The organism is Nocardioides aequoreus, from assembly GCF_000720335.1.
Classification (GTDB): Bacteria; Actinomycetota; Actinomycetes; order Propionibacteriales; family Nocardioidaceae; genus Marmoricola; species Marmoricola aequoreus.
In genome coordinates, this window is record NZ_JOJN01000003.1 from 121,941 (window position 1) to 143,290 (window position 21,350).

21 protein-coding genes are annotated in these 21,350 nt (G+C 73.9%); 14 read left to right on the forward strand and 7 right to left on the reverse strand.

What is annotated here, in order from left to right:
• Window positions 1–119 precede the first annotated feature (119 nt).
• Both IG63_RS0107015 and IG63_RS0107020 read left to right on the forward strand, forming a co-directional pair.
• Window positions 120–2,423 (forward strand): transglycosylase domain-containing protein, encoded by a 2,304-nt coding sequence (locus tag IG63_RS0107015; RefSeq protein WP_084596786.1) that lies wholly within the window; start codon window positions 120–122, stop codon window positions 2,421–2,423.
• The gene (locus IG63_RS0107020; protein ID WP_051706326.1) at window positions 2,420–3,838 is read left to right on the forward strand and encodes a glycosyltransferase family 87 protein; all 1,419 of its coding nucleotides are present in this window, start codon (window positions 2,420–2,422) and stop codon (window positions 3,836–3,838) included. Before IG63_RS0107015 ends, IG63_RS0107020 begins: the two co-directional genes overlap by 4 nt.
• Here the strand turns inward: IG63_RS0107020 and IG63_RS0107025 are convergent.
• From IG63_RS0107025 to IG63_RS0107040, 4 genes are read right to left on the reverse strand one after another with little or no spacing between them, the layout of a single operon-like run.
• Window positions 3,835–4,932, reverse strand: a complete 1,098-nt coding sequence (locus IG63_RS0107025; RefSeq protein WP_030483665.1) for an alanine racemase — start codon at window positions 4,930–4,932, stop codon at window positions 3,835–3,837. The two genes, IG63_RS0107020 and IG63_RS0107025, sit on opposite strands and share 4 nt — an antisense overlap.
• Window positions 4,932–6,089 (reverse strand): lipid II:glycine glycyltransferase FemX, encoded by a 1,158-nt coding sequence (locus IG63_RS22590; RefSeq protein ID WP_030483666.1) that lies wholly within the window; start codon window positions 6,087–6,089, stop codon window positions 4,932–4,934. The genes IG63_RS0107025 and IG63_RS22590 overlap by 1 nt, the downstream gene beginning before the upstream one ends.
• Window positions 6,090–6,098: 9 nt before the next feature.
• Window positions 6,099–6,998, reverse strand: a complete 900-nt coding sequence (locus IG63_RS22595; protein ID WP_051706327.1) for an alpha/beta hydrolase — start codon at window positions 6,996–6,998, stop codon at window positions 6,099–6,101.
• Window positions 6,974–7,774, reverse strand: coding sequence for a deoxyribonuclease IV (locus tag IG63_RS0107040; RefSeq protein WP_030483668.1), 801 nt, complete (start codon window positions 7,772–7,774; stop codon window positions 6,974–6,976). The genes IG63_RS22595 and IG63_RS0107040 overlap by 25 nt, the downstream gene beginning before the upstream one ends.
• Before the next feature lie 86 nt (window positions 7,775–7,860).
• Here IG63_RS0107040 and IG63_RS0107045 point away from each other — a divergent pair, with 86 nt between their 5' ends.
• The 6 genes from IG63_RS0107045 (at window position 7,861) to rplI (ending at window position 10,832) form a co-directional block, all read left to right on the forward strand.
• The gene (locus tag IG63_RS0107045; protein WP_030483669.1) at window positions 7,861–8,517 is read left to right on the forward strand and encodes a TetR/AcrR family transcriptional regulator; all 657 of its coding nucleotides are present in this window, start codon (window positions 7,861–7,863) and stop codon (window positions 8,515–8,517) included.
• Between the two features lie 7 nt (window positions 8,518–8,524).
• A complete protein-coding gene (locus tag IG63_RS0107050) occupies window positions 8,525–8,962 on the forward strand; it encodes a hypothetical protein (protein WP_030483670.1) in 438 nt (145 codons plus the stop codon).
• Window positions 8,963–9,063: 101 nt separating this feature from the next.
• The gene (rpsF, locus tag IG63_RS0107055) at window positions 9,064–9,354 is read left to right on the forward strand and encodes a 30S ribosomal protein S6 (RefSeq protein WP_030483671.1); all 291 of its coding nucleotides are present in this window, start codon (window positions 9,064–9,066) and stop codon (window positions 9,352–9,354) included.
• Window positions 9,355–9,469: 115 nt separating this feature from the next.
• Complete coding sequence (locus IG63_RS0107060; protein WP_030483672.1) at window positions 9,470–10,066, forward strand: single-stranded DNA-binding protein; 597 nt, start codon at window positions 9,470–9,472, stop codon at window positions 10,064–10,066.
• A 71-nt stretch (window positions 10,067–10,137) separates the two neighbouring features.
• Window positions 10,138–10,374 (forward strand): 30S ribosomal protein S18, encoded by a 237-nt coding sequence (gene rpsR, locus IG63_RS0107065; RefSeq protein WP_030483673.1) that lies wholly within the window; start codon window positions 10,138–10,140, stop codon window positions 10,372–10,374.
• A gap of 14 nt (window positions 10,375–10,388) precedes the next feature.
• Window positions 10,389–10,832 carry a 50S ribosomal protein L9 gene (gene rplI / locus IG63_RS0107070; RefSeq protein WP_030483674.1) on the forward strand — a complete coding sequence of 148 codons (444 nt, stop codon included), beginning with the start codon at window positions 10,389–10,391 and terminating at the stop codon, window positions 10,830–10,832.
• A gap of 75 nt (window positions 10,833–10,907) precedes the next feature.
• Here the strand turns inward: rplI and IG63_RS0107075 are convergent, their stop codons facing one another.
• Window positions 10,908–11,402 (reverse strand): hypothetical protein, encoded by a 495-nt coding sequence (locus IG63_RS0107075; protein WP_157210061.1) that lies wholly within the window; start codon window positions 11,400–11,402, stop codon window positions 10,908–10,910.
• Between the two features lie 22 nt (window positions 11,403–11,424).
• Here IG63_RS0107075 and IG63_RS0107080 point away from each other — a divergent pair, with 22 nt between their 5' ends.
• A complete protein-coding gene (locus IG63_RS0107080; RefSeq protein WP_030483676.1) occupies window positions 11,425–12,132 on the forward strand; it encodes an MBL fold metallo-hydrolase in 708 nt (235 codons plus the stop codon).
• 52 nt (window positions 12,133–12,184) lie between these two features.
• Window positions 12,185–12,877, forward strand: coding sequence for an SDR family NAD(P)-dependent oxidoreductase (locus tag IG63_RS0107085; RefSeq protein ID WP_030483677.1), 693 nt, complete (start codon window positions 12,185–12,187; stop codon window positions 12,875–12,877).
• 10 nt (window positions 12,878–12,887) lie between these two features.
• Here IG63_RS0107085 and IG63_RS0107090 read toward each other — a convergent pair whose 3' ends face one another.
• Entirely contained in the window at window positions 12,888–14,243 is a 1,356-nt protein-coding gene (locus IG63_RS0107090) for an MATE family efflux transporter (protein WP_030483678.1), read from the reverse strand.
• 550 nt (window positions 14,244–14,793) lie between these two features.
• Here IG63_RS0107090 and dnaB point away from each other — a divergent pair.
• Both dnaB and IG63_RS0107100 read left to right on the forward strand, forming a co-directional pair.
• Window positions 14,794–16,206 carry a replicative DNA helicase gene (gene dnaB / locus IG63_RS0107095; RefSeq protein WP_051706329.1) on the forward strand — a complete coding sequence of 471 codons (1,413 nt, stop codon included), beginning with the start codon at window positions 14,794–14,796 and terminating at the stop codon, window positions 16,204–16,206.
• Window positions 16,207–16,350: 144 nt separating this feature from the next.
• Window positions 16,351–17,724, forward strand: coding sequence for a GntP family permease (locus IG63_RS0107100; RefSeq protein WP_030483680.1), 1,374 nt, complete (start codon window positions 16,351–16,353; stop codon window positions 17,722–17,724).
• A gap of 21 nt (window positions 17,725–17,745) precedes the next feature.
• Here IG63_RS0107100 and IG63_RS0107105 read toward each other — a convergent pair whose 3' ends face one another.
• A complete protein-coding gene (locus tag IG63_RS0107105; protein ID WP_051706331.1) occupies window positions 17,746–18,546 on the reverse strand; it encodes a DinB family protein in 801 nt (266 codons plus the stop codon).
• 71 nt (window positions 18,547–18,617) lie between these two features.
• On the opposite strand from IG63_RS0107105, the gene IG63_RS0107110 reads away from it, so the two are divergent.
• A complete protein-coding gene (locus tag IG63_RS0107110) occupies window positions 18,618–19,796 on the forward strand; it encodes an MFS transporter (protein WP_030483682.1) in 1,179 nt (392 codons plus the stop codon).
• A 33-nt stretch (window positions 19,797–19,829) separates the two neighbouring features.
• Window positions 19,830–21,326, forward strand: coding sequence for a fused MFS/spermidine synthase (locus IG63_RS0107115; RefSeq protein WP_030483683.1), 1,497 nt, complete (start codon window positions 19,830–19,832; stop codon window positions 21,324–21,326).
• Window positions 21,327–21,350 lie beyond the last annotated feature (24 nt).

A 21,350-nucleotide genomic window follows, 5' to 3' on the forward strand; every position in this document is an offset into this window, starting at 1 on the left:
GCTGGTCCGGCGGCGATCACCCCGTACGCTCGTCGGTCGGGCGCCCGGTGCTGCCCTCCCCCCGCACGACCCCTGTCCTTCCCCCGCCGTCCCGACCGACCCACGCCCAGGAGGCGCCCGTGAGCAAGTCCGCGATGCCGCCCGGAAAGCGCCCCGCCGGGTCGTCCCGCGCCGGCACCGGTCGGTCCGCGGCGGCGAAGAAGGCCCCGGCGAAGAAGGGCCCGGCGGCGAAGGCCCCCGCGGGCAGGGCCACGGCCACGAAGCGTCCGGGTCGGGTACGCCGCGCGATGACGTGGCTGCTGGTGACCGGGCTGGTGCTCGTGCTGGTGGCGACCGGCGTCTTCTACTTCAGCTACCGCAACACCGAGATCCCCACCGCCAACGCGGCCTTCGAGGCGCAGGCGAGCTACGTCTACTACTCCGGCGGCGAGGAGCGGATCGGCACCTTCGCCGAGCAGAACAGGGAGTCGGTGCCGCTGGCGGAGATCCCCCAGTCGATGCAGGACGCCGCGATCGCGGCCGAGGACCGCACCTTCTACAGCAACCGCGGCATCGACCCGCGCGGCATCGTCCGCGCGGCCTTCTCCAACGCCCAGGGCAACGCCACGCAGGGTGCCTCGACGATCACCCAGCAGTACGTGAAGCTGCTCTACCTCAACCAGGAGCGCACCCTGGGCCGCAAGGCCAAGGAGGCCTTCCTCTCGCTCAAGGTGCACGAGGAGACCTCCAAGGAGGAGATCCTCGAGGGCTACCTCAACACCATCTACTTCGGTCGCGGGGCGTACGGCGTCCAGGCGGCGTCGCGGGCCTTCTTCGGGGTGCCGGCCAACCAGCTCAACGTGCGGCAGTCGGCGATGCTCGCGGCCGTGCTCAACAACCCCAGCTCGCTCTCCCCGGACGGCGGTCGCGAGGCACGGCAGCGTCTGCTCGGCCGCTACCAGTACGTGCTCGACGGCATGGTCGAGATGGACGCGCTCGACGCGACCCGGGCCGAGCGCGCCCGCGAGCGGCTGCCCAAGATCGTCCAGCGCAACACCGCCAACAGCTACGGCGAGCAGCGCGGCTTCATGCTGACCATGATCAAGGACGAGCTGGAGAGCCTGGGCTTCGATGAGCAGGACATCGAGTCCGGCGGGCTGCGGGTCGAGACCACGCTCACCAAGCGCGCCATGGCCGCCAACCGCGAGGGCGTCGAGGAGCAGCGGCCCGAGGGGCTCAAGGGACTGCACGTCGCGAGCGCCTCGGTCGACAACCGCACCGGCGCGCTGCTGGGCTTCTTCGCCGGGCAGAACTACCTCGACAGCCAGCTCAACTGGGCGCGGCTCGGCGGGTCGCCGGGCTCGTCCTTCAAGACCTTCGCCCTCGCCGCCGGGCTGCAATCCGGCTTCTCGCTGCGCGACACCTTCGACGGCAACGCGCCCTACACCTTCGACGACGGCGGCGAGGTCGGCAACCAGGGCGAGGGCACCGGCACCAACTTCGGCTCCGCGATCAGCCTGCTGAGCGCGACGCAGAACTCCGTCAACACGGCGTACGCCGACCTCACCGACGCCCTGCCCAACGGGCCGGAGGACGTGCTCGAGATGGCCGTCAAGATGGGCATCCCCCGCAACGCGCCCGGGCTGGAGCCCAACAACGCGATCTCGCTCGGCTCGGCCACCATCAGCCCGATCGCGATGGCCAGCGCCTACTCCACGGTCGCCCGCGGCGGGGTGCACCGCGACGTGCACCTGATCCGCAAGGTGTCGCGCGCGAGCGACGGCAAGGCGCTCTACCAGGTCAACGACACCAGCGAGCGGGCCTTCTCCGAGGACATCGCGGCCGACGTCAGCTACGCCCTGCAGCAGGTGGTCAGCGCGGGCACGGGCTTCAACGCGCTCAACCTGGGTCGGCCGGCGGCGGGCAAGACCGGCACGGCCACCAACGACGACGGCGACGTCTCGTCGTCGTGGTTCGTCGGCTACACCCCGCAGGTGAGCACCGCGGTGATGTACGTGCGCGGCAAGGGCAACCAGGCGCTCAACGGCTTCCTGCCCACCTTCTACGGCGGGGAGTACCCCGCGCGCACCTGGACCGCGATCATGGCGCGGCTGATGGAGGGCCGGGAGGTGGAGTCCTTCCCGCCGCCGGTCTTCCTCGACGGCACCGCGCCCGAGGAGGGTCACGAGCCCTACACCCCGCCGCCGGAGCCGGAGCCCGCACCGCCCGAGGACGACGAGGAGGAGCAGTCGCCCGCGCCCGAGGACTCGGCGTCGGTCGAGCCCGAGCCCGAGCCGGAGCCCGAGCCGTCCGTGGAGCCGACCCAGCCCAGCGAGCCCGCCGAGCCGTCGCAGCCCGAGCCCGAGCCGGGCGGCGACCAGGGCGGCGACCAGGGCGGCAACCAGGGGGGCCGCGGCGACGACGTCCTGCCCGTCGAGCCATGACCCCGGGGGGCGCCCCGGCACCTGAGGGAGCCGTCGCGCCCACGCGCACCGACCCCGTGGCGGTCGCCCTCGCCGACGTCGCGGGCGGGCCCGTCGGCCGGCACGGCCGGCCGCACCGCTGGTGGACGCCGCTGCGCGTGCTCCTCGCGCTCTACACCGTGGTGCTGACCCTGTCGGTGGTGCACCACGTCCCCTGCCTGGCGGGGGGCTGGGGTGACGACCAGGCGCGCTACGGCAAGGGCTGCTACTCCGACGTGCCCTACCTCTACACCGGCCGCGGCCTCGCCGAGGGCTGGTGGCCCTACGCCGACGACGGCGGTCGCTACCAGGCCATGGAGTACCCCGTCGGCATCTCCTACCTGGCGTACGCCGCCGGCGAGCTCACCCGGGCCGTGGCCCACGACGGCCCCGCGGAGGCCGAGCGCCGCGCGGCGGCGCCGGGCGAGGTCTGGGGCCTGCCGGGTATGGCGGAGGAGACCGACAGCTACTTCCTCGTCACCGCGGTGCTGCTCGGCCTGGCCGGCTTCGGGGCGGTGTGGTTCCTCGCCCGGGCGCACCGTCATCGCCCCTGGGACGCGCTGCCCTTCGTGCTGGCCCCCTCGCTGCTGCTGACCGGACTGGTCAACTGGGACCTGCTGGCCGTGCTCTGCGTCGCCGCCACGCTCTGGGCCTGGGAGCGCGGGCGCGGGGTGACGGCCGGGGTGATGGTCGGCCTGGGCACCGCCGCCAAGCTCTACCCGCTCTTCCTGCTCGGACCCATGCTGGTGCTGGCCGTGCGCCGGCGCGACCCGCGCCTCTTCCTGCACCCGCTCGCGGCCGCGGTGGTGACGTGGCTGCTGGTCAACGCGCCGGCGTACCTCGGCTCGGCGCAGCGGTGGGAGGTCTTCTGGACCTTCAACGCCGACCGCGGTGCCGACCTGGGCTCGGTCTGGCTGGCCCTCACGCACGCGGGCGCGAGCTTCACCCCCGAGACCATCAACGCCTGGTCGTGGGTGCTCTTCGGCGGCGCCTGCGTGGCGGTCGCGGTGCTCGGCCTGGTGGCGCCGGAGGAGCCGCGGCTGGCCCAGCTCGGGCTGCTCGTGGTCGCGGCGTTCCTGCTGGTCAACAAGGTCTACTCGCCGCAGTACGTGCTCTGGCTGCTGCCCCTCGCCGTGCTCGCCCACCCCCGGTGGCGCACGCTGCTGGTGTGGCAGGCCGGCGAGGTCCTCTACTTCTGGATGGTGTGGGCCTACCTCGCGGGCTACCTGGAGTCGGGGAGCGGTGGCACGCCGACCTACGACGCCGCCATCTGGGTGCGGCTCGCGGCCCAGCTGGTCCTCGTCGCCGTCGTCGTCCGCGAGGTGCTCCGCCCGGAGCACGACGTGGTGCGCACCGACCCGGTCTGGCCCCCTACCGTGCGCGCGGTGAGCGTCTAGGAGACCTCGACCCGGTCGAAGGCCGTGGTCGTGTAGCGCAGCCGCACGTCGATCTCCTCGCCGACCTCGGGCACCGGGGCGCCGAGCGGCAGGAAGAGCATGCTGACCTGCATGTGGGGCGGCTCGGCGAAGAGCCGGTGCTTGCCGCCGACGACGTACGGCGAGCGCACGAAGCCCGCGGCGTCGAGGCTGCCGCGCGCCAGCGTCGCCGCGCGGGCCTTCAGGGTGCCCTGGCCGGTGGGCGCCTCGAGGCCGACGCCGTGGGAGGTGCCGCCCGAGACCACCAGCACGGTGCCGCGTCGCGGCGCGGAGCGCTGCCGGTAGCCGTAGGTGTCGCCGCGCTGCACGGCGTGGGCGTCGAGCACGGTCGCGGTGACCCGGAGCGCCGTCCGCTCGCCGAGCCACAGCGAGGTGCCGACGCGCGGGCGCCAGCTCAGCCCGGGGTGTCGCAGCGCCAGCGTCTCCAGCTCGGCGTCGTCGAGGTGGGAGACCCAGACGCGGGCACGCTCGGTGGTGGCGAGCACGGCCTGCAGCCCGGGACCGGCGAGCAGCCGCTCGACCTCGTGCACGTGCGACGGCGCCGCGTGCCCCGGACGGGCGGGCGGGAGCGGCAGGTGCAGCGCCACCCCCTCGAGGCGGACGCCGCCCTGCCGCACGGTGGCGGCGGCCTCGGCGAGCTCGTCGTCGGTCATGCCGTGGCGCAGCATCGAGGTGACCCGCTCGAGCACGACCCGCGGGCGGTGGCCGTCGGCGCGGCCGCGCTCGGCGAGGGCGAGGAGGTCGGCGAGCCGGCCGACGGAGTGCACCACGCGGCGCTCGTCGACGCCGAGCCCAGCGGGTGCGGCGGAGTGGGGACGCCACGGCGAGAGCACCAGCAGGTCGCCGTCGAAGCGCTGGTGCACGTGCGGCAGCTCCTCGTAGAGGCCGACCGCGACCGTGTCGACGCCGAGCCACTGGGCGCGCCGGGCGAGCCGGGGGAGCCCGAAGCCGTAGCCGTTGCCCTTGGCCACGGGCACCAGCCCGGGCAGCCGGTCGGCGGTGCCGCGCAGGTGGGCGCGCCAGCGGGGGCCGTCGACGCGCAGCACCAGCGACATCAGCCACGCCTCCGCAGGTAGAGCTCGAAGGCGGCGTACAGCGGCTTGGAGAGGGGCAGGTCCCACTCGCCGGCGTACTCGACGGCCTCGCCGCCCGTGCCGACCTTGAACTGCACCAGCCCGACGTGGCTGTCGTCGGAGGCGAGGGTGTCGGTGATGCCGCGCAGGTCGTAGACGCGGGCGCCGGCGGCGAGCGCGTCGCGGATCATCTGCCACTGCACCGCGTTGGAGCCGCGCACCTCGCGCTTGTGGGTGGAGGAGGCGCCGTAGGAGTACCAGGCGTGGGCGCCGACCCGGATCCACAGCGTGGCGGCGACGAGGTCGCCCTCGTGGCGGGCGAGGTAGAGCCGCAGCCGGTCGGGCTGATCGGCGTTGAGCGCCCCGGCCATGGTGGTGAAGTACGACGCCGCGCGCGGGGTGAAGTGGTCGCGCTCCGCGGTGTGCACGTAGAGCTCGTGGAAGGCGCGCAGCTCGGGGCTGTCGGCCCCGGGCGAGACCACCTCGACCTCGACGCCCTCCTTGGCGGCCTTCTTGATGTTGCGCCGCCACAGCTGGTTCATCCCCTTGAGCACCGACTCCTCGGTGCGCGGGGTGCCGTCGGGCTCGGCGAGCGGGACCTGGAAGTTGTACTGCGGCTGCCCCATCGCGAAGCCGCCCGCCACCGCCTGCGAGCGCCAGCCGAGGGCGCGGAGCTGCTCGACGACGCGGAGCCCGGTCTCGTGGGTGGCGGTCGGGGTGAGGCTGGTCAGCGAGGTGACCTCGGGGTCGGCGATGCCCTCCTTGACCTGCTGGGCGCTCCAGCGGCGGGTCACGACGGGCGGGCCGATCCGCACGCCGAAGGCACCCTGGGCCTTCAGGTGCGCCGCCAGCGGCCCGAGCCACGCCCCGAGGTCGGGCGCCGCCGCGTCCCAGTCGAGCAGCGGGCCCTCGGGGAGGTAGGCCAGGTAGCGCTTGAGCCGGGGCAGCTGCCGGTAGAGCACCAGGGCCGCGCCGCGCAGCTCGCCGCCGTCGAGGAAGCCGACGGACTCCGGTCGCCACTCGGGCTTGACCGCCGCCCAGCCGGGCGTCTGGAGGAAGCTCGCGGCGCCGCCGGCCGCGGTCAGGCGGTCGACGTACGCGCGGTGCTCCTCGGCACCGATCGTCCTGACCTCGACCACCCGTGAACCCTAGGACACGCCTGCGCGGGCCGCCTCACCGAGCAGCCGCTCGACGGTCTGCCACGACGCGGCCCGGGGGCTGACCACGGTGAAGTGGTCGCCGTCGACCTCGACGAGCTCGGCCTGCGCCCCGGCGGCGGTCACGGACCGGACGTAGGAGCGGCTCTGCGAGAGCGGCACCACCTGGTCGGCGACCGCGTGCACCGCCCACACCGGGCAGGCCGGGGGGAGCAGCGCCGGGTCGGCGACGGCGTACGCCGCGGGGACGGTCTCGGGCGTGCCGCCCACGAAGGCCTGCACCGGACTGCTCGAGCCGGGGGCGCCGGCGGCGGCGGTCAGGTCGAGCACGCCGGAGAGCGAGATCGCCCCGGCGAGGGGGAGCCGCGGGGCGCCGCCGGGCAGGTCGCCGCTCCGGGACGCCGCCCAGGCGGCGAGGTGGCCACCGGCGGAGTGGCCGAGCGCGACCAGGGTGTCGGGCACGTCGAGGGGCGCGAGCGCGTCGATCGCCGCGGCGACGTCCTCGAGGGTGGCCGGCACGCCGCCGCCGTCGCCGGTGCGGCGGTACTCGAGGTTGGCGGTGACGTAGCCGCCCTCGGTCAGCAGCTCGGCGACCTCGTCGAGCTGGTCGAGACCGTAGGCGGGCTGCCAGTAGCCACCGTGGATCAGCACCACCGTCGCGGCGGCCTCGCGACCCGCGGCGCCCGAGGGCACCCGCAGGTCGAGCACCTGCGACGGGTCGTCGCCGTACGTGACACGACGGGTGCCGCGCGGCGCCGCGGGGACCTCCGCCTCCCGGGCCTCGTCGCCGCCGCACCCGGCCAGCAGCAGGCCGGCGCCGCCCACGCCACCCGCGAGCAGGGCGCGGCGCGAGAGCCGCGGCCGGCTCAGACGCCGTGCTCGCGCAGCCACGCGAAGTCGGCCCGGTGCTCCTCGGGCCCGCCGGGGGTCTCGCAGACGACGGGCGCGCCCGCCTCGCGCACGATCGCGGCGAACTCGGTCTCGTCGAGCTGCCCGTGGCCGAAGTTGGCGTGCCGGTCGGCCCCGGAGTCGAAGCCGTCACGGCTGTCGTTGGCGTGCACCAGGTCGATCCGGCCGGTGATCGCGCGCACCTTCTCCACCGCGGTGGCCAGCTCGATGCCGCCGGCCCAGGCGTGGCAGGTGTCGAGGCAGAAGCCGACCTGCTCGGCCCCCTCCGCCCGCTGCACGGCGTCCCACACCCCGGCGATCCGGTCGAGCCGCCGCGCCAAGGCGTTGTCGCCGCCCGCGGTGTTCTCGATGAGCAGCGGGATCCGCAGCTCGGTGGCCTCGATGGCCTTGCGCCAGTTGTCGAAGCCCTTGGCCGGGTCGTCGGAGGCGTTGACGTGGCCGCCGTGGACGATCAGCCCCTTCGCGCCGATCTCGGCGGCGGCGTCCATGTGCTGCTGCAGCAGCTTGCGGCTGGGGATCCGGATGCGGTTGTTGGTCGTCGCGACGTTGACGATGTAGGGGGCGTGCACGTAGAGGTCGACGCCGGCCGCCTCGGCCGCCGCGCGCAGCGCCGCGGCGCCTCCCTCGTAGCGGATCTCGGGTCCCTTGTAGCCCTGCGGGTCGCCGAGGAAGAACTGCACCAGCGTGGTGCCGCGCGCCTGGGCCTCCGCGACCGGGTCGGTCTGCTCGACGTGGGCTCCGATGGCGATCTGCGACATGACGCCACCCTACGAGCGCTGGCCGACAGCGGCGCCGCGCGCTAGGGTTTGAACGTGTTCAAAGACAAGCACGGGGACGTGCGGCCATGAGTGCCGAGGAGACCCGCCGGCGGATCGTCGACGCGGCGCTGCGCCTCTTCGAGACGCAGGGGTACGCCGGCACCACGATGCGGGCGGTCGCGGCGGAGGCGGGGGTGGCGCCCAGCCACGCCTACTACTTCTTCGCCGGCAAGGACCAGCTGGTCCAGGAGCTCTACGAGCGCATCCAGCGCGACCACCGGACGCGGGCCGCCGCCGTGCTGGTCCCCGGGGGCTCGCTCGCCGAGCGTCTCCTGGCCGTGGAGCGCGCCTACCTGGAGGTGGTGGCGCCGTACCACTCCTTCGGCCAGGCCTTCGTCAGCACGGCGCTGGTGCCCGGGGCCGCCGCGAGCCCGCTGAGCGAGGAGTCCGGTCCGGCGCGCGAGCTCTCCCGGGCGATCCACGCCGAGGTGGTCGCGGGGGCCGAGCCGCGCGTCCCCCGCCGGCTGGCGGCGGTGCTGCCCGACCTGCTCTGGCTCTCCCACCTGCTGCTGACACTGCACTGGGTGGCCGACGAGACGCCCGGCCAGCGGCGCACCCACCTGCTCGTGGAGCGCTCGGTCGCGCTGCTGGCCCAGGCCGTGCGGGTCTCGCGCCTGCCCGGCGCGGCCGGCCTGGTCGACCGGGTGGCCGGCGTGCTCGACGTGGTGGTGCCGGGGCGGTGAGCGCCGGGTGACGATCGACGACCTCTCCCGGGCCTACCTCGACAGCGCCGTCGCCGCGGTGGTGACCGGTGCGGCGGCGGGGCTGCTCGCGGCGCTCCCGCTGGTCGCCGTCGCGGGACCGCTCGGCGCCGTGGCGGGCCTGGTCGTCGGCGTCTTCTGCGGCCCGCTCGTGGCCCTGCCGCCCCAGCTGCTGGCGCACCTGCTGGCGCACCTGCTGGCCCACCTGCTGGGTCGGCGCGCTCGTGCCCAGGCGTGGCGCGCGCTGCTCGCGGGCCTGCTGGTCGCGGCCGTCGTCGCGCTGCTCCTGGCCGCCACCGGCGCGGACCCGTGGCCGTCGGTGCCCGGGGCCGTCGTCGCGGCGGGAGCGTGCGGGGTGCTCGGCGGCCTGGTGGCTCGCGCCGTGGTGCCGCCCGACGATTTCCACCGCGGGGGACGACCGGGGTAGCCTGGCTCGTCGCGTCCCCGACGGGGGCGCAGTCATGCACCAGCCCTCCTGCCACGGACACGCCGTGGCCGCTTCCAGTCCGAAGGAGGTGACGCACTCCCGTGCGTACCTACGAACTGATGGTCATCCTCGACCCCAACCTCGAGGAGAGGACCGTCCAGCCCTCGCTCGACACCTACCTCAACGTCGTGCGCAACGACGGTGGCAGCGTCGACAACGTCGACGTCTGGGGTCGTCGTCGTCTCGCCTACGAGATCGACAAGTTCGCCGAGGGGATCTACGCCGTCGTCTCGCTGCAGGCCGAGCCCGCCACGGTCAAGGAGCTCGACCGCCAGCTCGGGCTCAACGAGTCGGTGCTGCGCACCAAGGTCCTCCGCCCCGACGCGCACTGAGCCCGGCCGCCGTCCACAGGCCCGGTCACGACCGCTGACACCGTCGGCGTCGTCACCTAGCCTCAGGGCCCAGTCCGAGCACCCGCCCCGTACGTCGTTCCCAGGAGTCCCCCACATGGCAGGCGAGACAGTCATCACCGTCGTCGGCAACCTCGTCGATGACCCCGAGCTCCGGTTCACCCCCTCGGGTGCCGCCGTGGCCAACTTCCGCGTCGCCTCGACGCCGCGCACCTTCGACCGCCAGACCAACGAGTGGAAGGACGGCGAGGCGCTGTTCCTCTCCTGCTCGGTCTGGCGGCAGGCCGCGGAGAACGTCGCGGAGTCGCTGACCAAGGGCATGCGGGTGGTGGTGCAGGGCCGGCTCAAGCAGCGCTCCTACGAGGACCGCGAGGGCCAGCGCCGCACCGTCGTCGAGCTCGAGGTCGAGGAGGTCGGGCCGTCGCTGAAGTACGCCACCGCCAAGGTCGCCCGGGTGCAGCGTGGCGGCGGGGGCGGCGGCTACGGCAGCAGCCAGGCCGCCGACGACCCGTGGGCCAGCAACCCCCAGCAGGGCGGCCAGTCCGCGCCCCAGGGCGGCGGCCAGGGTGGCGGCCAGTCCGCTCCCCAGGGCGGCGGCTGGGGCGGCCAGCAGGGCGGCGGCAACCAGGGCGGCAACCAGGGCGGACAGCAGGCCGACCCCTGGGCCGGCGGCTCCGACGAGCCCCCCTTCTGATCCACCTCTCAACCCATCCATCACCCACCATTCCGGCAGCAGCCGGGCTCTGAACGAAGGAGAGCACCACAATGGCCAAGGCAGTGATGCGCAAGCCGAAGAAGAAGGTTTGCCAGTTCTGCAAGGAGAAGGCGACGTCCGTCGACTACAAGGACACGACCCTGCTCCGCAAGTTCATCTCCGACCGCGGCAAGATCCGCGCGCGTCGGGTCACCGGCAACTGCGTGCAGCACCAGCGGGACGTCGCCACGGCGGTCAAGAACGCTCGTGAGGTCGCCCTGCTGCCCTACACCTCCACGGCTCGCTGAGGAAGGGGCAGACGATGAAGCTGATCCTCACCCAGGAGGTCTCGGGTCTCGGCGCCGCCGGCGACGTGGTCGAGGTCAAGGACGGCTACGGCCGCAACTACCTGATCCCGCGCGGCTTCGGCATCCGCTGGACCCGCGGCGGCCAGAAGACCATCGACTCGATCAAGGCGGCCCGCAAGGCCCGCTCGGTGCGCGACGCCGACCACGCGGTCGAGATCAAGTCGCAGCTCGAGGCAACGACGTACCACGTCAAGGTCCGTGCGGGCGAGGGCGGTCGCCTCTTCGGCGCCGTCACCGCCGCCGACATCGCCGAGGCGATCACCGAGGCCGGTGGCACGGTCGACAAGCGCACGATCGTGGTCACCAACCCGATCAAGTCGCTCGGCGCCCACACCGTCACGGTGCGCGTGCACGACGAGGTCGAGGCGCAGGTCGACCTCAACGTCGTCTCCGCCTGACGCTCCGCACGACCCAGCCGGAGGGCCGCTCCCCGCACGGGGGGCGGCCCTCTGCTGTCTCGACGCGGGCAGCGTCTACGCGGCCGGGGTGCGGGGCACGGCCGGCGCGACCGAGACCAGCAGGAAGCACAGCCAGAGCACGGCCGCGACGGCCGCGAAGGCGAGCGGGCCGACCACTGCGGTCAGGCCGCCGCCCAGCACGACCACGGGCAGCAGGGCGACGACGGCGTTGGTGACGCCGGCGGCGCGGAGGATGCCCTGCTGGTCGGGCAGCAGCGCGGCGAGGCGCAGCGCCAGCAGCACGCAGAAGACGGCCTGGGGCAGCGAGAGCGCCCACGCGAGCGAGGTGTCGTCGACGCGCAGCAGCCCCGGCACCCAGCCGAGGGCGGCGACCACCAGCGACACCGCCGCCGCCACGGCCGGGCCGGAGCCGAGCCGAGCCCGGAGCGCGAGCACCGCGCCGAGGGCGAGCAGCCAGCCGACCCAGTCGGCCAGCACGTCGTAGCCACCCGCGTAGACGTCGAGCACGACCAGCACCAGACCGGCGGCGACCCACTGGAGCGGCAGCACCCGCACAGCCTAGGGTGCGCTCATGGGACGTCCTCTGACGGTCGGGCTCGCGCCTGGGGTGTGGCGCATCCGGCTGATCGGCGACTACACCAACGGCTTCGCCTTCCGCGACGACGACGGCCAGGTGACCCTGCTCGACATGGGCATCGCCCGGTCGGGTCCCAGGGTGATGCGGGCGCTGGAGGAGATCGGGGCCGGTCCCGGTGACGTGACCCGGCTGCTGCTCACCCACTGCCACCCCGACCACGCCGGCGGCACGGCTCATGTGGCGGAGGCCACCGGTCGCGCGGTCGACGTGCACGCCGACGACGCGGCGTACGTGCGCGACGGCACCCAGCCCCTCAACGACGGCTCGTCACGGCTGGGGCGCCTCTTCCGGCGGCTGCCGCAGCCGGCCATGCCCGGCGTCCCGATCGGCGAGGAGCTGCACGACGGGCAGCTGCTCGACGTCGCCGGCGGTCTGCGCGTGGTCCACACACCGGGCCACAGCCCCGGCCACGCGTCGTACCTGCACGAGCCGACCGGCGTGCTGGTCACCGGCGACGCCATCTTCAACGTGCTGGGTCTGCGCTGGCCGCTGCGGATGCTGTGCAGCGACTTCGCGATGACCCAGCGCACCGCGCACCGGCTCGCCGAGCTCGACTACCGGGTCGCGGCCTTCACCCACGGCCCGGAGATCCGGGAGCGGCCCCGGGAGGCCATCCGGCGCTTCCTGGCGCGGCAGGACTGACCGACCGGCGACGCCGAGGGGATGCTCGGCGCGCGCTGGGCACCCCACGGGCATGGAGCTGGACGGAGCCAGGGTGCTGGTGTGCGGGGCGTCGGGCGCGCTGGGCGGGGCGCTGGCGACGGCGCTGCGAGACGAGGGTGCCCGGGTGGTCCCCGCGGGGCGGTCGCCCCAGGACCTGGCGGACCTCGCGGACCGGCTGGGCACCGAGGCGCTGGGCTTCGACGTGGTCGACGTCGCGTCGTGCGGTCGCGTCGTGGCCGGTGCCGTGGAGCAGCTGGGCGGCCTCGACGCACTCGTCGTGACCGTCGGCGTCGCGGGCTTCGGGCGTGCGGTCGAGCTCGACGACGCGGTGGCCGAGGAGCTCTTCGCGGTCAACGCGCTCGGCCCGATGGCGCTGGTGCGGGCCGCCGCGCCGCACCTGGAGGGTGGCGCGGCGGTCGTCGTGAGCGCGGTGCTGGCCGACCTGCCCACCGCGCAGATGGCCGACTACTCGGCCGCCAAGGGCGCGCTGTCGACCTGGCTCGGCGTCGTGCGCCGCGAGGAGCGCCGCCGGATGCGGGTGCTCGACGTGCGTCCTCCCCACCTCGACACCGGGCTGGAGACGCGGGCGCTGGCCGGGGAGCCGCCTCGGCTCCCGGCCCCGGCGTCGTCCGGGGCGGTCGTGAGCGCGGTCGTGGCCGCGATGCGGCAGGACGCCAGGGAGATCGTGGTCGACCCGGGCAGCGGCGAGCTCGTCACCCGCTGAGCGCCTCGGGTCAGGCGCCGAGCCGCATCCAGCGGTCGCCGTGGGCACGGGCGATCAGGGTCACGGCCCGGGTGCCCATGAAGCACACGCCGAAGGCGACCCAGAGCCAGGTGAGTCCGAGCTGCTGCTGGCCGAGCCACCACGCCGTGGGGGCGAAGAGGGCGATCGAGGCCGCCTGGGCCCAGGCGAGGTAGACGGCGTCGCCCGCACCGATGAGCACCCCGTCGAGGACGAAGACGATGCCGGCGACCGGCTGGGTGACCGCGGCCACGAGCAGCACCGGCAGCAGCAGGTCGAGCACGGCGGGGTCGCTGGTGAAGAGGTGCCCCACCACCGGGGCCGCGGCGGCCACGAGCAGCCCCGTCACCAGGCCGCTGCCCCAGCCCCACTGCTCCATGCGCCGGGTCACGGCTCGGGTGCCGTCGACGTCGGCCGCGCCGAGGTAGCGGCCGGTCAGCGCCTGGGCGGCGATGGCCACGGCGTCGAGCACGAAGGCCAGGAAGGTCCACAGGGTCAGCGCGAGCTGCATCGTCGCCAGCTCGGCGTCGCCGGAGCGCGCGGCGGCGTACGTCATCACCAGCAGGGAGGCCCGCAGCAGCAGGGTGCGCACGATGAGCGGTACGCCGGCGCGGCCGGCCTGCACGATGCCGCGCCGGTCCGGTCGCATCGGGGCCTGCTCGAGCCTGGCACTCCGCACCACGACGCCGACCAGGGCGGCGGCGGCGGCGAGCTGGGCCACCAGGGTGCCGACGGCGGAGCCGACCAGGCCGAGACCGTCCCACGCACCGACGCCGTAGACGAGCACCAGGTTGAGCGCCACGTTGAGCAGGTTGGCCGCGACGGCGACCACGAGCGGGGTGCGGGTGTCCTGGAGGCCGCGCAGCACGCCGGTGGCGGCGAGCATCAGCAGCAGCGGCACCGCGCCGAGGAGCGCCACCTGCAGGTAGTCGACGGCCAGGTCCTCCACCTGCGGCCCGGGCCCGAGGAGCCGCACCAGGGGCCGGCACACGGGCACCGTCGCCGCGGTCACCACCACGCCGATGCCGGTCGCGAGCCACAGCCCGTCGACGCCCTGGGTGAGCGCCTCGCGGGTCCTGCCCGCGCCCAGCTGGCGTGCGACCGACGCCGTGGTGCCGTAGGCGAGGAAGACGCACAGGCTCACCAGCGTGCCCATCACGGCCGAGGCGACGCCGACCGCGGCGAGCTCCGGGGTGCCGAGGTGGCCGACGATCGCGGCGTCCGCCAGCAGGAACATCGGCTCCGCGACCAGGCCCAAGAAGGCGGGGACGGCCAGGCGGAGGATCTCCCGGTCCTGCTCCCGGTCCTGCAGTCGCCGCTCCCGGTCCCGCAGGCGGCGTCCCCTCACCGCGTCGACGCTACGCAACGCCGACCGCGGTTAGCACGACCGGGGTGCCCGGCGCCAGACCCGGCGGGGCCAACCTCAAGCTGTGCATAACTCGCCGAACCTGTGGGTTCATCGGCTCCCATCACGCAATGTCGACAAAGTCACGCCGTCGTTCCACATGACGAACAGGTGAACAACTGCTGGCCGACAATTCTTCGTCCACACCCCCATGACCACGGAATCCGCAGGTCAGCGCCCGATCAGGCCGACTCTCCCCGACGTTGTCCACAGCGTCGTCACCAGGCGGTGCACATGCCTGGCGGCGTGTTCCACACGATGCACAGACTTGTCCACAGGTTGCTGTGGATTCCGGGCTTGGCGCGTGGCGCGACCGGAGCCTATGGTCCGACTCTCGGGTCCCGATCGGGACTGGTGGGCGGGCGGCCGAGGGCCGCGAGCCCGAGGTGCCGACGCTCCCACGTCCGGTCGCGCGAGGCTGTCGGTGGGCGGCCCTAGCGTGCGCGTGAGGACACCGGTTCGGCACGGCGTGACGCAGGCAGGAGGGAGCGCGGTGAGCACCACCGAGAGCTGGGAGCGGCAGGACCTCTCGTCCTACTCGGGCTTCGGCGACCCGACCGGTGGGCAGGGCGGCGACCAGGAGCACTGGTCCGGCCGGATGCCCCCGCAGGACCTCGAGGCCGAGCAGAGCGTGCTGGGCTCGATGCTGATGAGCAAGGACGCCATCGGCGACGTCAACGAGGTCGTCAACGGCGCCGACTTCTACAAGCCGGCGCACGAGATGGTCTACGACGCCATCACCGACCTCTACGGCCGGGGCGAGCCCGCCGACCCCGTCACGGTGAAGGCCGAGCTGGAGCGCCGCGGGCAGCTCGAGCGCATCGGCGGGGCGCCGTACCTCTTCACGCTCCACAGCGGCGTGCCGATCGCGGCCAACGCCTCCTTCTACGCCGAGATCGTGCGAGAGAAGTCGATCCTCCGCAAGCTCGTCGACGCCGGCACCCGGATCGCCCAGATGGGCTACGCCGGCGAGGGCGAGGTCGACCACGTGGTCGACGTCGCGCAGCAGGAGGTCTACGCGATCGGCGAGAAGCGGGCCACCGAGGACTACCTGCCGCTCTCGGCGATCATGGAGCCCACGCTCGACGAGATCGAGGCGATCTCCAACCACGACGGCAGCGTCAACGGCGTGCCCACCGGCTTCGCCGACCTCGACGACCTGATCAACGGCTTCCAGCCCGGGCAGATGGTGATCGTCGCGGCCCGTCCCGCCATGGGCAAGTCGACCCTCGGGCTCGACTTCTGCCGCGCCGCGTCGATCCACAACAACATGACCAGCGTCATCTTCAGCCTGGAGATGTCGAAGAGCGAGATCACCATGCGGCTGCTCTCGGCCGAGGCGGCGGTGCCGCTCAACCACCTCCGCAAGGGCCCGATGAGCGACGACGACTGGGCCAAGCTGGGGCCCAAGATGGGGCAGGTGTCGGGGGCGCCGATGTTCATCGACGACAGCCCCAACATGACGATGATGGAGATCCGGGCCAAGGCGCGGCGGCTCAAGCAGCGCCACGGCCTGCGGCTCATCGTCATCGACTACCTGCAGCTGATGACCTCGGGCAAGAAGGTCGAGTCGCGCCAGGTCGAGGTCTCGGAGTTCTCCCGGCAGATCAAGCTGCTCGCCAAGGAGCTCGAGGTGCCGGTGATCGCGCTCTCGCAGCTCAACCGTGGCCCCGAGCAGCGCTCCGACAAGCGGCCGATGATGTCGGACCTGCGCGAGTCCGGCTCGATCGAGCAGGACGCCGACATCGTGATGCTGCTGCACCGCGAGGACGCCTACGAGCGGGAGTCCCCGCGCGCCGGCGAGGCCGACATCATCGTGGCCAAGCACCGCAACGGCCCCACCCGCGACGTCGTCGTCGCCTTCCAGGGCCACCTCTCCCGCTTCGCCGACGTCGCGCACTACTGAGCCCGACGGCCAGGGCGACGGGGATCGTGATGCTGGCGCTGACCGCGGTCGACGGTCGGTCGGCCCTCACCCTGCGGCGCACCGCGCGCTGAGCCCGAGGTGGCCGCACCCCTAGGGTGAGCGCACTCGAGCAGGGAGGTCACCGTGGAGGTCGTCCACACCGCCGTCGCGATCGTGATCGTGGTCGGCCTGATCATCTGGGTCAAGGTCGACCCGGTGATCTCGCTGGTCATCGCGTGCCTCTACCTCGGGCTCGCGGCCGGGGTCGGCTTCGCCGACACGCTGGCGGCGATCACCGGGGGCTTCGGCTCGATCATGGCCGAGGTGGGGCTGCTCATCGGCTTCGGCGTGCTCATCGGCGCGCTGCTGCACTCGCTGGGCACCTTCCGCAAGCTGGTGCGCGCGCTGCTGCGGGTCGTCGGCGCCCACCGGCTGCCCTACGCGCTGACCGCGGCGCTCTCGACGGTCTTCCCCTCGATCTACGTCGACGTGCAGGTGGTGCTGGCCTCGCCGATCGCGCGGTCGTCGGCGCCGCACATGGGCCCGCGCGGCCTGGCGCAGCTCGCCGGCGCCATCGGCACGGGCATCTTCTCCGGCTACGTCTTCGTGATCCCCGGCCTGGCCGCGGTGTCGATCGCCGGCCTGCTCGACGTGCCGCTCGGCACCTGGCTGCTGTACGGCGTGGTGCTCGGCCCGCTGACCGCGCTGGTGACGACCTACCTCTTCACGCTGCTGCTGCGCACCCGCTACTGGGACCCCGCCAAGGACGAGGACCCGGACGACCCGATGCACCTCGAGGAGGCCACTGAGGTGGGGACTGCGGGCACCGGCCCCGGCGAGGCCGCCAACCGCGACGACGTCGACGTGCCCCTGCTGGTCTCGCTGCTGCCGATCCTGGTCCCGCTGCTCATGATCGCCTTCGGTGCCTTCGCCGAGCTGCTCGACTTCTCCAACGGGCTCATCGCCTTCCTTGGCGACGCCAACGTGGCGCTCTTCGTCGGCCTGCTCGGCGCCTACGTGCTCGCCCGCGCCGCGAGCGGTCGCGAGCGCACCGACGACGCCCTGTCCACCGGCTTCCACACCACGGGCGAGATCCTGCTCATCACCGGCATCGGCGGCTCGCTGGGCGCGGTGATCGAGGCCACCGGCATGGACGCCACGCTCGCCGGGCTCTTCTCCGCCAGCGAGGGCGCGGCGGTGGTCACCAGCGTGCTGCTCGCGTGGTTCATCGCCGCGGTGCTGCACCTGGCCATCGGCTCGGTGTCGGTCGCGGCGATCACCGCGGCGGGCATCATCGGACCGGTGCTGGGCTCCATCGACGTGGCACCGATCGCCATCGGCCTGGCGATCGCCTCGGGCGCGATGTTCGCCCTGACGGTCAACAGCAACTTCTTCTGGATGTTCAAGTCGCTGCTCGGCCTGACCACCTCGGGCGCGCTGAAGTCGATGACGATGGTGACCAGCATCGCCTCGGTGGTCTCGCTGCCGATGGTCCTGCTGATCGCCTTCCTTGCCTAGCTCACGGCCTAGCTCGTCGGTCTAGGTGCCCCGGAGGGTGGCGAGGTCGCGACGGGCGTAGCGCAGGTGGTCGACGTGCTCGCGCTGCATCACGCCGAAGCACTGGGCGACCGTCGCAGTCTCCTCGCCCCACACCGGCGGGGCGATCGCGATGGTGCGCGACTCGGCGAGCTGCTCGTCGGTCAGGGACGCGAGCTCGGCGCGGACGTCGTGCTGCCGGCCGCGGAGGACCTCGACCGCCTCCTCCCAGGTCGGGTCGGCGGCGGGGTCGAGGCCGATGGTGGTCCAGTGCTCGGCCGGGAAGTCGGTGGGTGGGATGCCGGCCGGGTGGTAGGCCTGCTCGGTGCCGCGCAGCATCCGCCCGAGCCAGCCGTCGACGGCGAAGACGAGGTGGCGGACCGTCTCGACCAGCGACCACTCGCCGGCCACCCGCGTGCGGCGCACGTCGTCGGGGAGCCGCTCGGCCTCGGCGTAGAGCTCCTCCCACAGCCGCTCGACCGTGGCCCACATCGCCCGGTGGTCGTCGGCGGTGCGCACGGCGCGCAGCTGCACCCGCTCGGGGTGGCGCTGGTCGAGGACGTCGGAGACGAGCTGCCAGACCCCCACCCCCTCGACCACCACCTCGGCGGGGTCCCCGGCGAAGGAGGAGATCTCGATCCGCCCCAGCACGCTCCCGACGATGCGCAGGCCGTCGAGGTAGGACTCCCGGACCGTGACGCCGCGCAGGTCGCTCCCGGTGACGGTGGCGCCGCCGAGGTCGGAGGCGTCGATCGTGGCGCCCTTGAGCTCGGCGCTGCGGTGGAGGTGGCGTGGCTCGCTCATGGCCGCACGCTAGACACCGCCACCGACAGCCCGGTGGCGCGACGTCTGGCGCGGTACAGCACCCTGGTGCGGTGACCACCGCAACCGCACCCGACGTCCGTGCCGCGCGGGACGCCGTCGGCGTGACCTTCTTCCTCAACGGGCTGCTCTTCGCCACCTGGGTCTCGCGCATCCCGCAGGCCCGCGACTCGCTCGAGCTGACCAACTCCCAGCTCGGCGTGCTCCTGCTCGCCCTCGCGGCCGGCTCCATCCTGGCGATGCCCGCGGCCGGCACGGTGATCGCCCGCTTCGGCACCCGTGCGGTCACGCGGGTCTCGGGCCTGGCCCTGCTCGTCGGCCAGGTCGCCGTGGCCTTCGCGATGGTCGCCGAGCAGGTGCCGCTGGCGGCCCTCGCCCTCTTCGTCGCGGGTGCCGGCACCGGCCTCTGGGACGTCGCGATGAACGTCGAGGGCGCGCAGGTCGAGCGCGAGCTGGGCCGCACGGTGATGCCGCGCTTCCACGCCGCCTTCAGCTTCGGCACCGTGGCCGGCTCCGGTCTCGGCGCCGCGGCCATCGCGGTCGGCGTCCCGGTGCTCGGTCACCTGCCGGTGCTGTCGGTGCTCGCCGTGGCGACGCTGCTCTGGGTCACCCGCGCCTTCCTGCCCGACGTGCCCCCCGTGGAGGACGACGGCCCCCGGCCGTCGGCGTGGAGCGCCTGGACCGAGCCCCGCACCCTGCTGATCGGGCTGATGGTGCTGGCCCTGGCCCTCACCGAGGGCACCGCCAACGACTGGCTCGCGCTCGCGCTGGTCGACGGCTACGACGTGGAGCACTGGGTGGGGGTCGCCGGCTTCGCCGTCTTCGTCACCGCGATGACGGCTGGCCGTCTCCTGGGCCCGCTGCTGCTCGACCGCTGGGGCCGGGTGCCGGTGCTGTGGTCGACGATGGCCGCGGCCGGCGGCGGCGTCCTGCTGATCGTGTACGGCGGCCACCCCGCGCTCGTCGTCGCCGGCATCCTGCTCTGGGGCGTGGGCGCCTCGCTGGGCTTCCCGGTCGGCATGAGCGCCGCCGCCGACGACCCCCGCCGGGCCGCGGCCCGGGTCAGCGTCGTCTCCACGATCGGGTACGCCGCCTTCCTCGCGGGCCCGCCGCTGCTGGGGTTCGTCGCCGACCACGTCGGCACGCTGCGGGCGCTGCTCGTCGTCGCGCTGGTGCTGGTCCCGAGCGCGCTGGTCGTGCCGAGCGCCCGCGAGCCGCGGCGTCCCGCCTGAGCGGGCTGGGCCCCGGCTGAGAGGATCGGGCGCGTGACCGACGAGCCCCGCGCCTCCCTGCCCCAGGACCTGGCGCAGTGGGCGGCCGCCACCCTGGTCTTCGGCTCCAACGCGGCGGTGCTCGTGGTGGAGCTGGTGGCGCTGCGGCTGCTGGCGCCCTACCTGGGGCTGACGTTGGAGACCAACACCATCGTGATCGGCACGGCCCTGGCCGCGATCGCGCTCGGCTCCTGGCTGGGCGGCCGCGCGGCCGACGTGGTCGACCCGCGCCGCACGCTGGCGCCGCTGCTCGCGGTCTCGGGAGCGGTGGCCGCGCTGACGCCGATGGCGGTGCGGCTGGCCGGGGCCACCGGCGACGGGTCGGTGCTCTTCCTCGTCGCGGGCCTGACGATCGTGGTGCCGGGCGCGCTGCTCTCGGCCGTCACCCCCATGGTGACCAAGCTGATGCTGAGCAGCCTCGCCGAGACCGGCACGGTGGTTGGCCGGCTCTCCGGACTCGGCACCGCCGGCGCGATCTTCGGCACCGTGGTCACCGGCTTCGTGCTGATCAGCCGGGTGCCGGTCACCGGCATCATGGTCGGGCTCGGCCTGGCGCTGCTGGTCGCGGCCGTGGTCACCGAGCTCGGCATCCGCCGTCGCTTCCCGCTCGCGGCGTCCGCCGTGGTGCTGGGTGCCTCCCTCGTCGGGGTGCTCGCGCCGAGCGACTGCGACGCCGAGACCACCTACCACTGCGCGTCGGTGGTCGCCGACCCCGTGCGGGAGGGCGGGCGCACGCTCGTGCTCGACACGCTGCGCCACTCCTACGTCGACCTCGACGACCCCACCCACCTGGAGTTCTCCTACGTCAAGGCGCTGGCCGGCGTCACCGAGGCGAGCTTCCCGGCGGGCGAGCCGCTGGCGGCGTACCACCTGGGCGGCGGGGGCCTCACCTTCCCGCGCTACCTCGCGACGACCCGGCCCGGCACCACCAGCGTGGTCTCCGAGATCGACGGTGGCGTGGTCGCCGTCGACCGGGAGCGACTCGGGCTGGAGACCGGCCCGGAGCTGGAGGTGCGGGTCGAGGACGGCCGCACCGGCATCGCCGCGGTGGCCACCGACAGCCGTGACCTCGTGGTCGGCGACGCCTTCGGCGGCGTCAGCGTGCCCTGGCACCTGACCACGCGCGAGGCCGTCGGTGAGGTACGCCGCGTGCTCACCGACGACGGCGTCTACGCCGCCAACCTGATCGACTACGACCCCCTCGGCTTCGCCCGTGCCGAGCTCGCGACCCTGCGCCAGGTCTTCGACCACGTGGCGCTGGCGGCCGACCCCTACACCCTCGACCGGGGGCCGGGCGGGGGCGGCAACCTCGTGGCCGTCGCCTCCGACGCGCCGCTCGACCTGGCGGCGGTCGAGGCGGGCTTCGAGGACCAGGGGGTGCCGTGGCGGATCATCGACGGCGAGGCGCTGACGGCGTGGATCGACGGCGCGCAGGTGCTCACCGACGACTACGCCCCGGTCGACCAGCTGCTGACGCCCAGCCCGGCGTGAGCCCGGGGCGGCCCCACCCGTAGG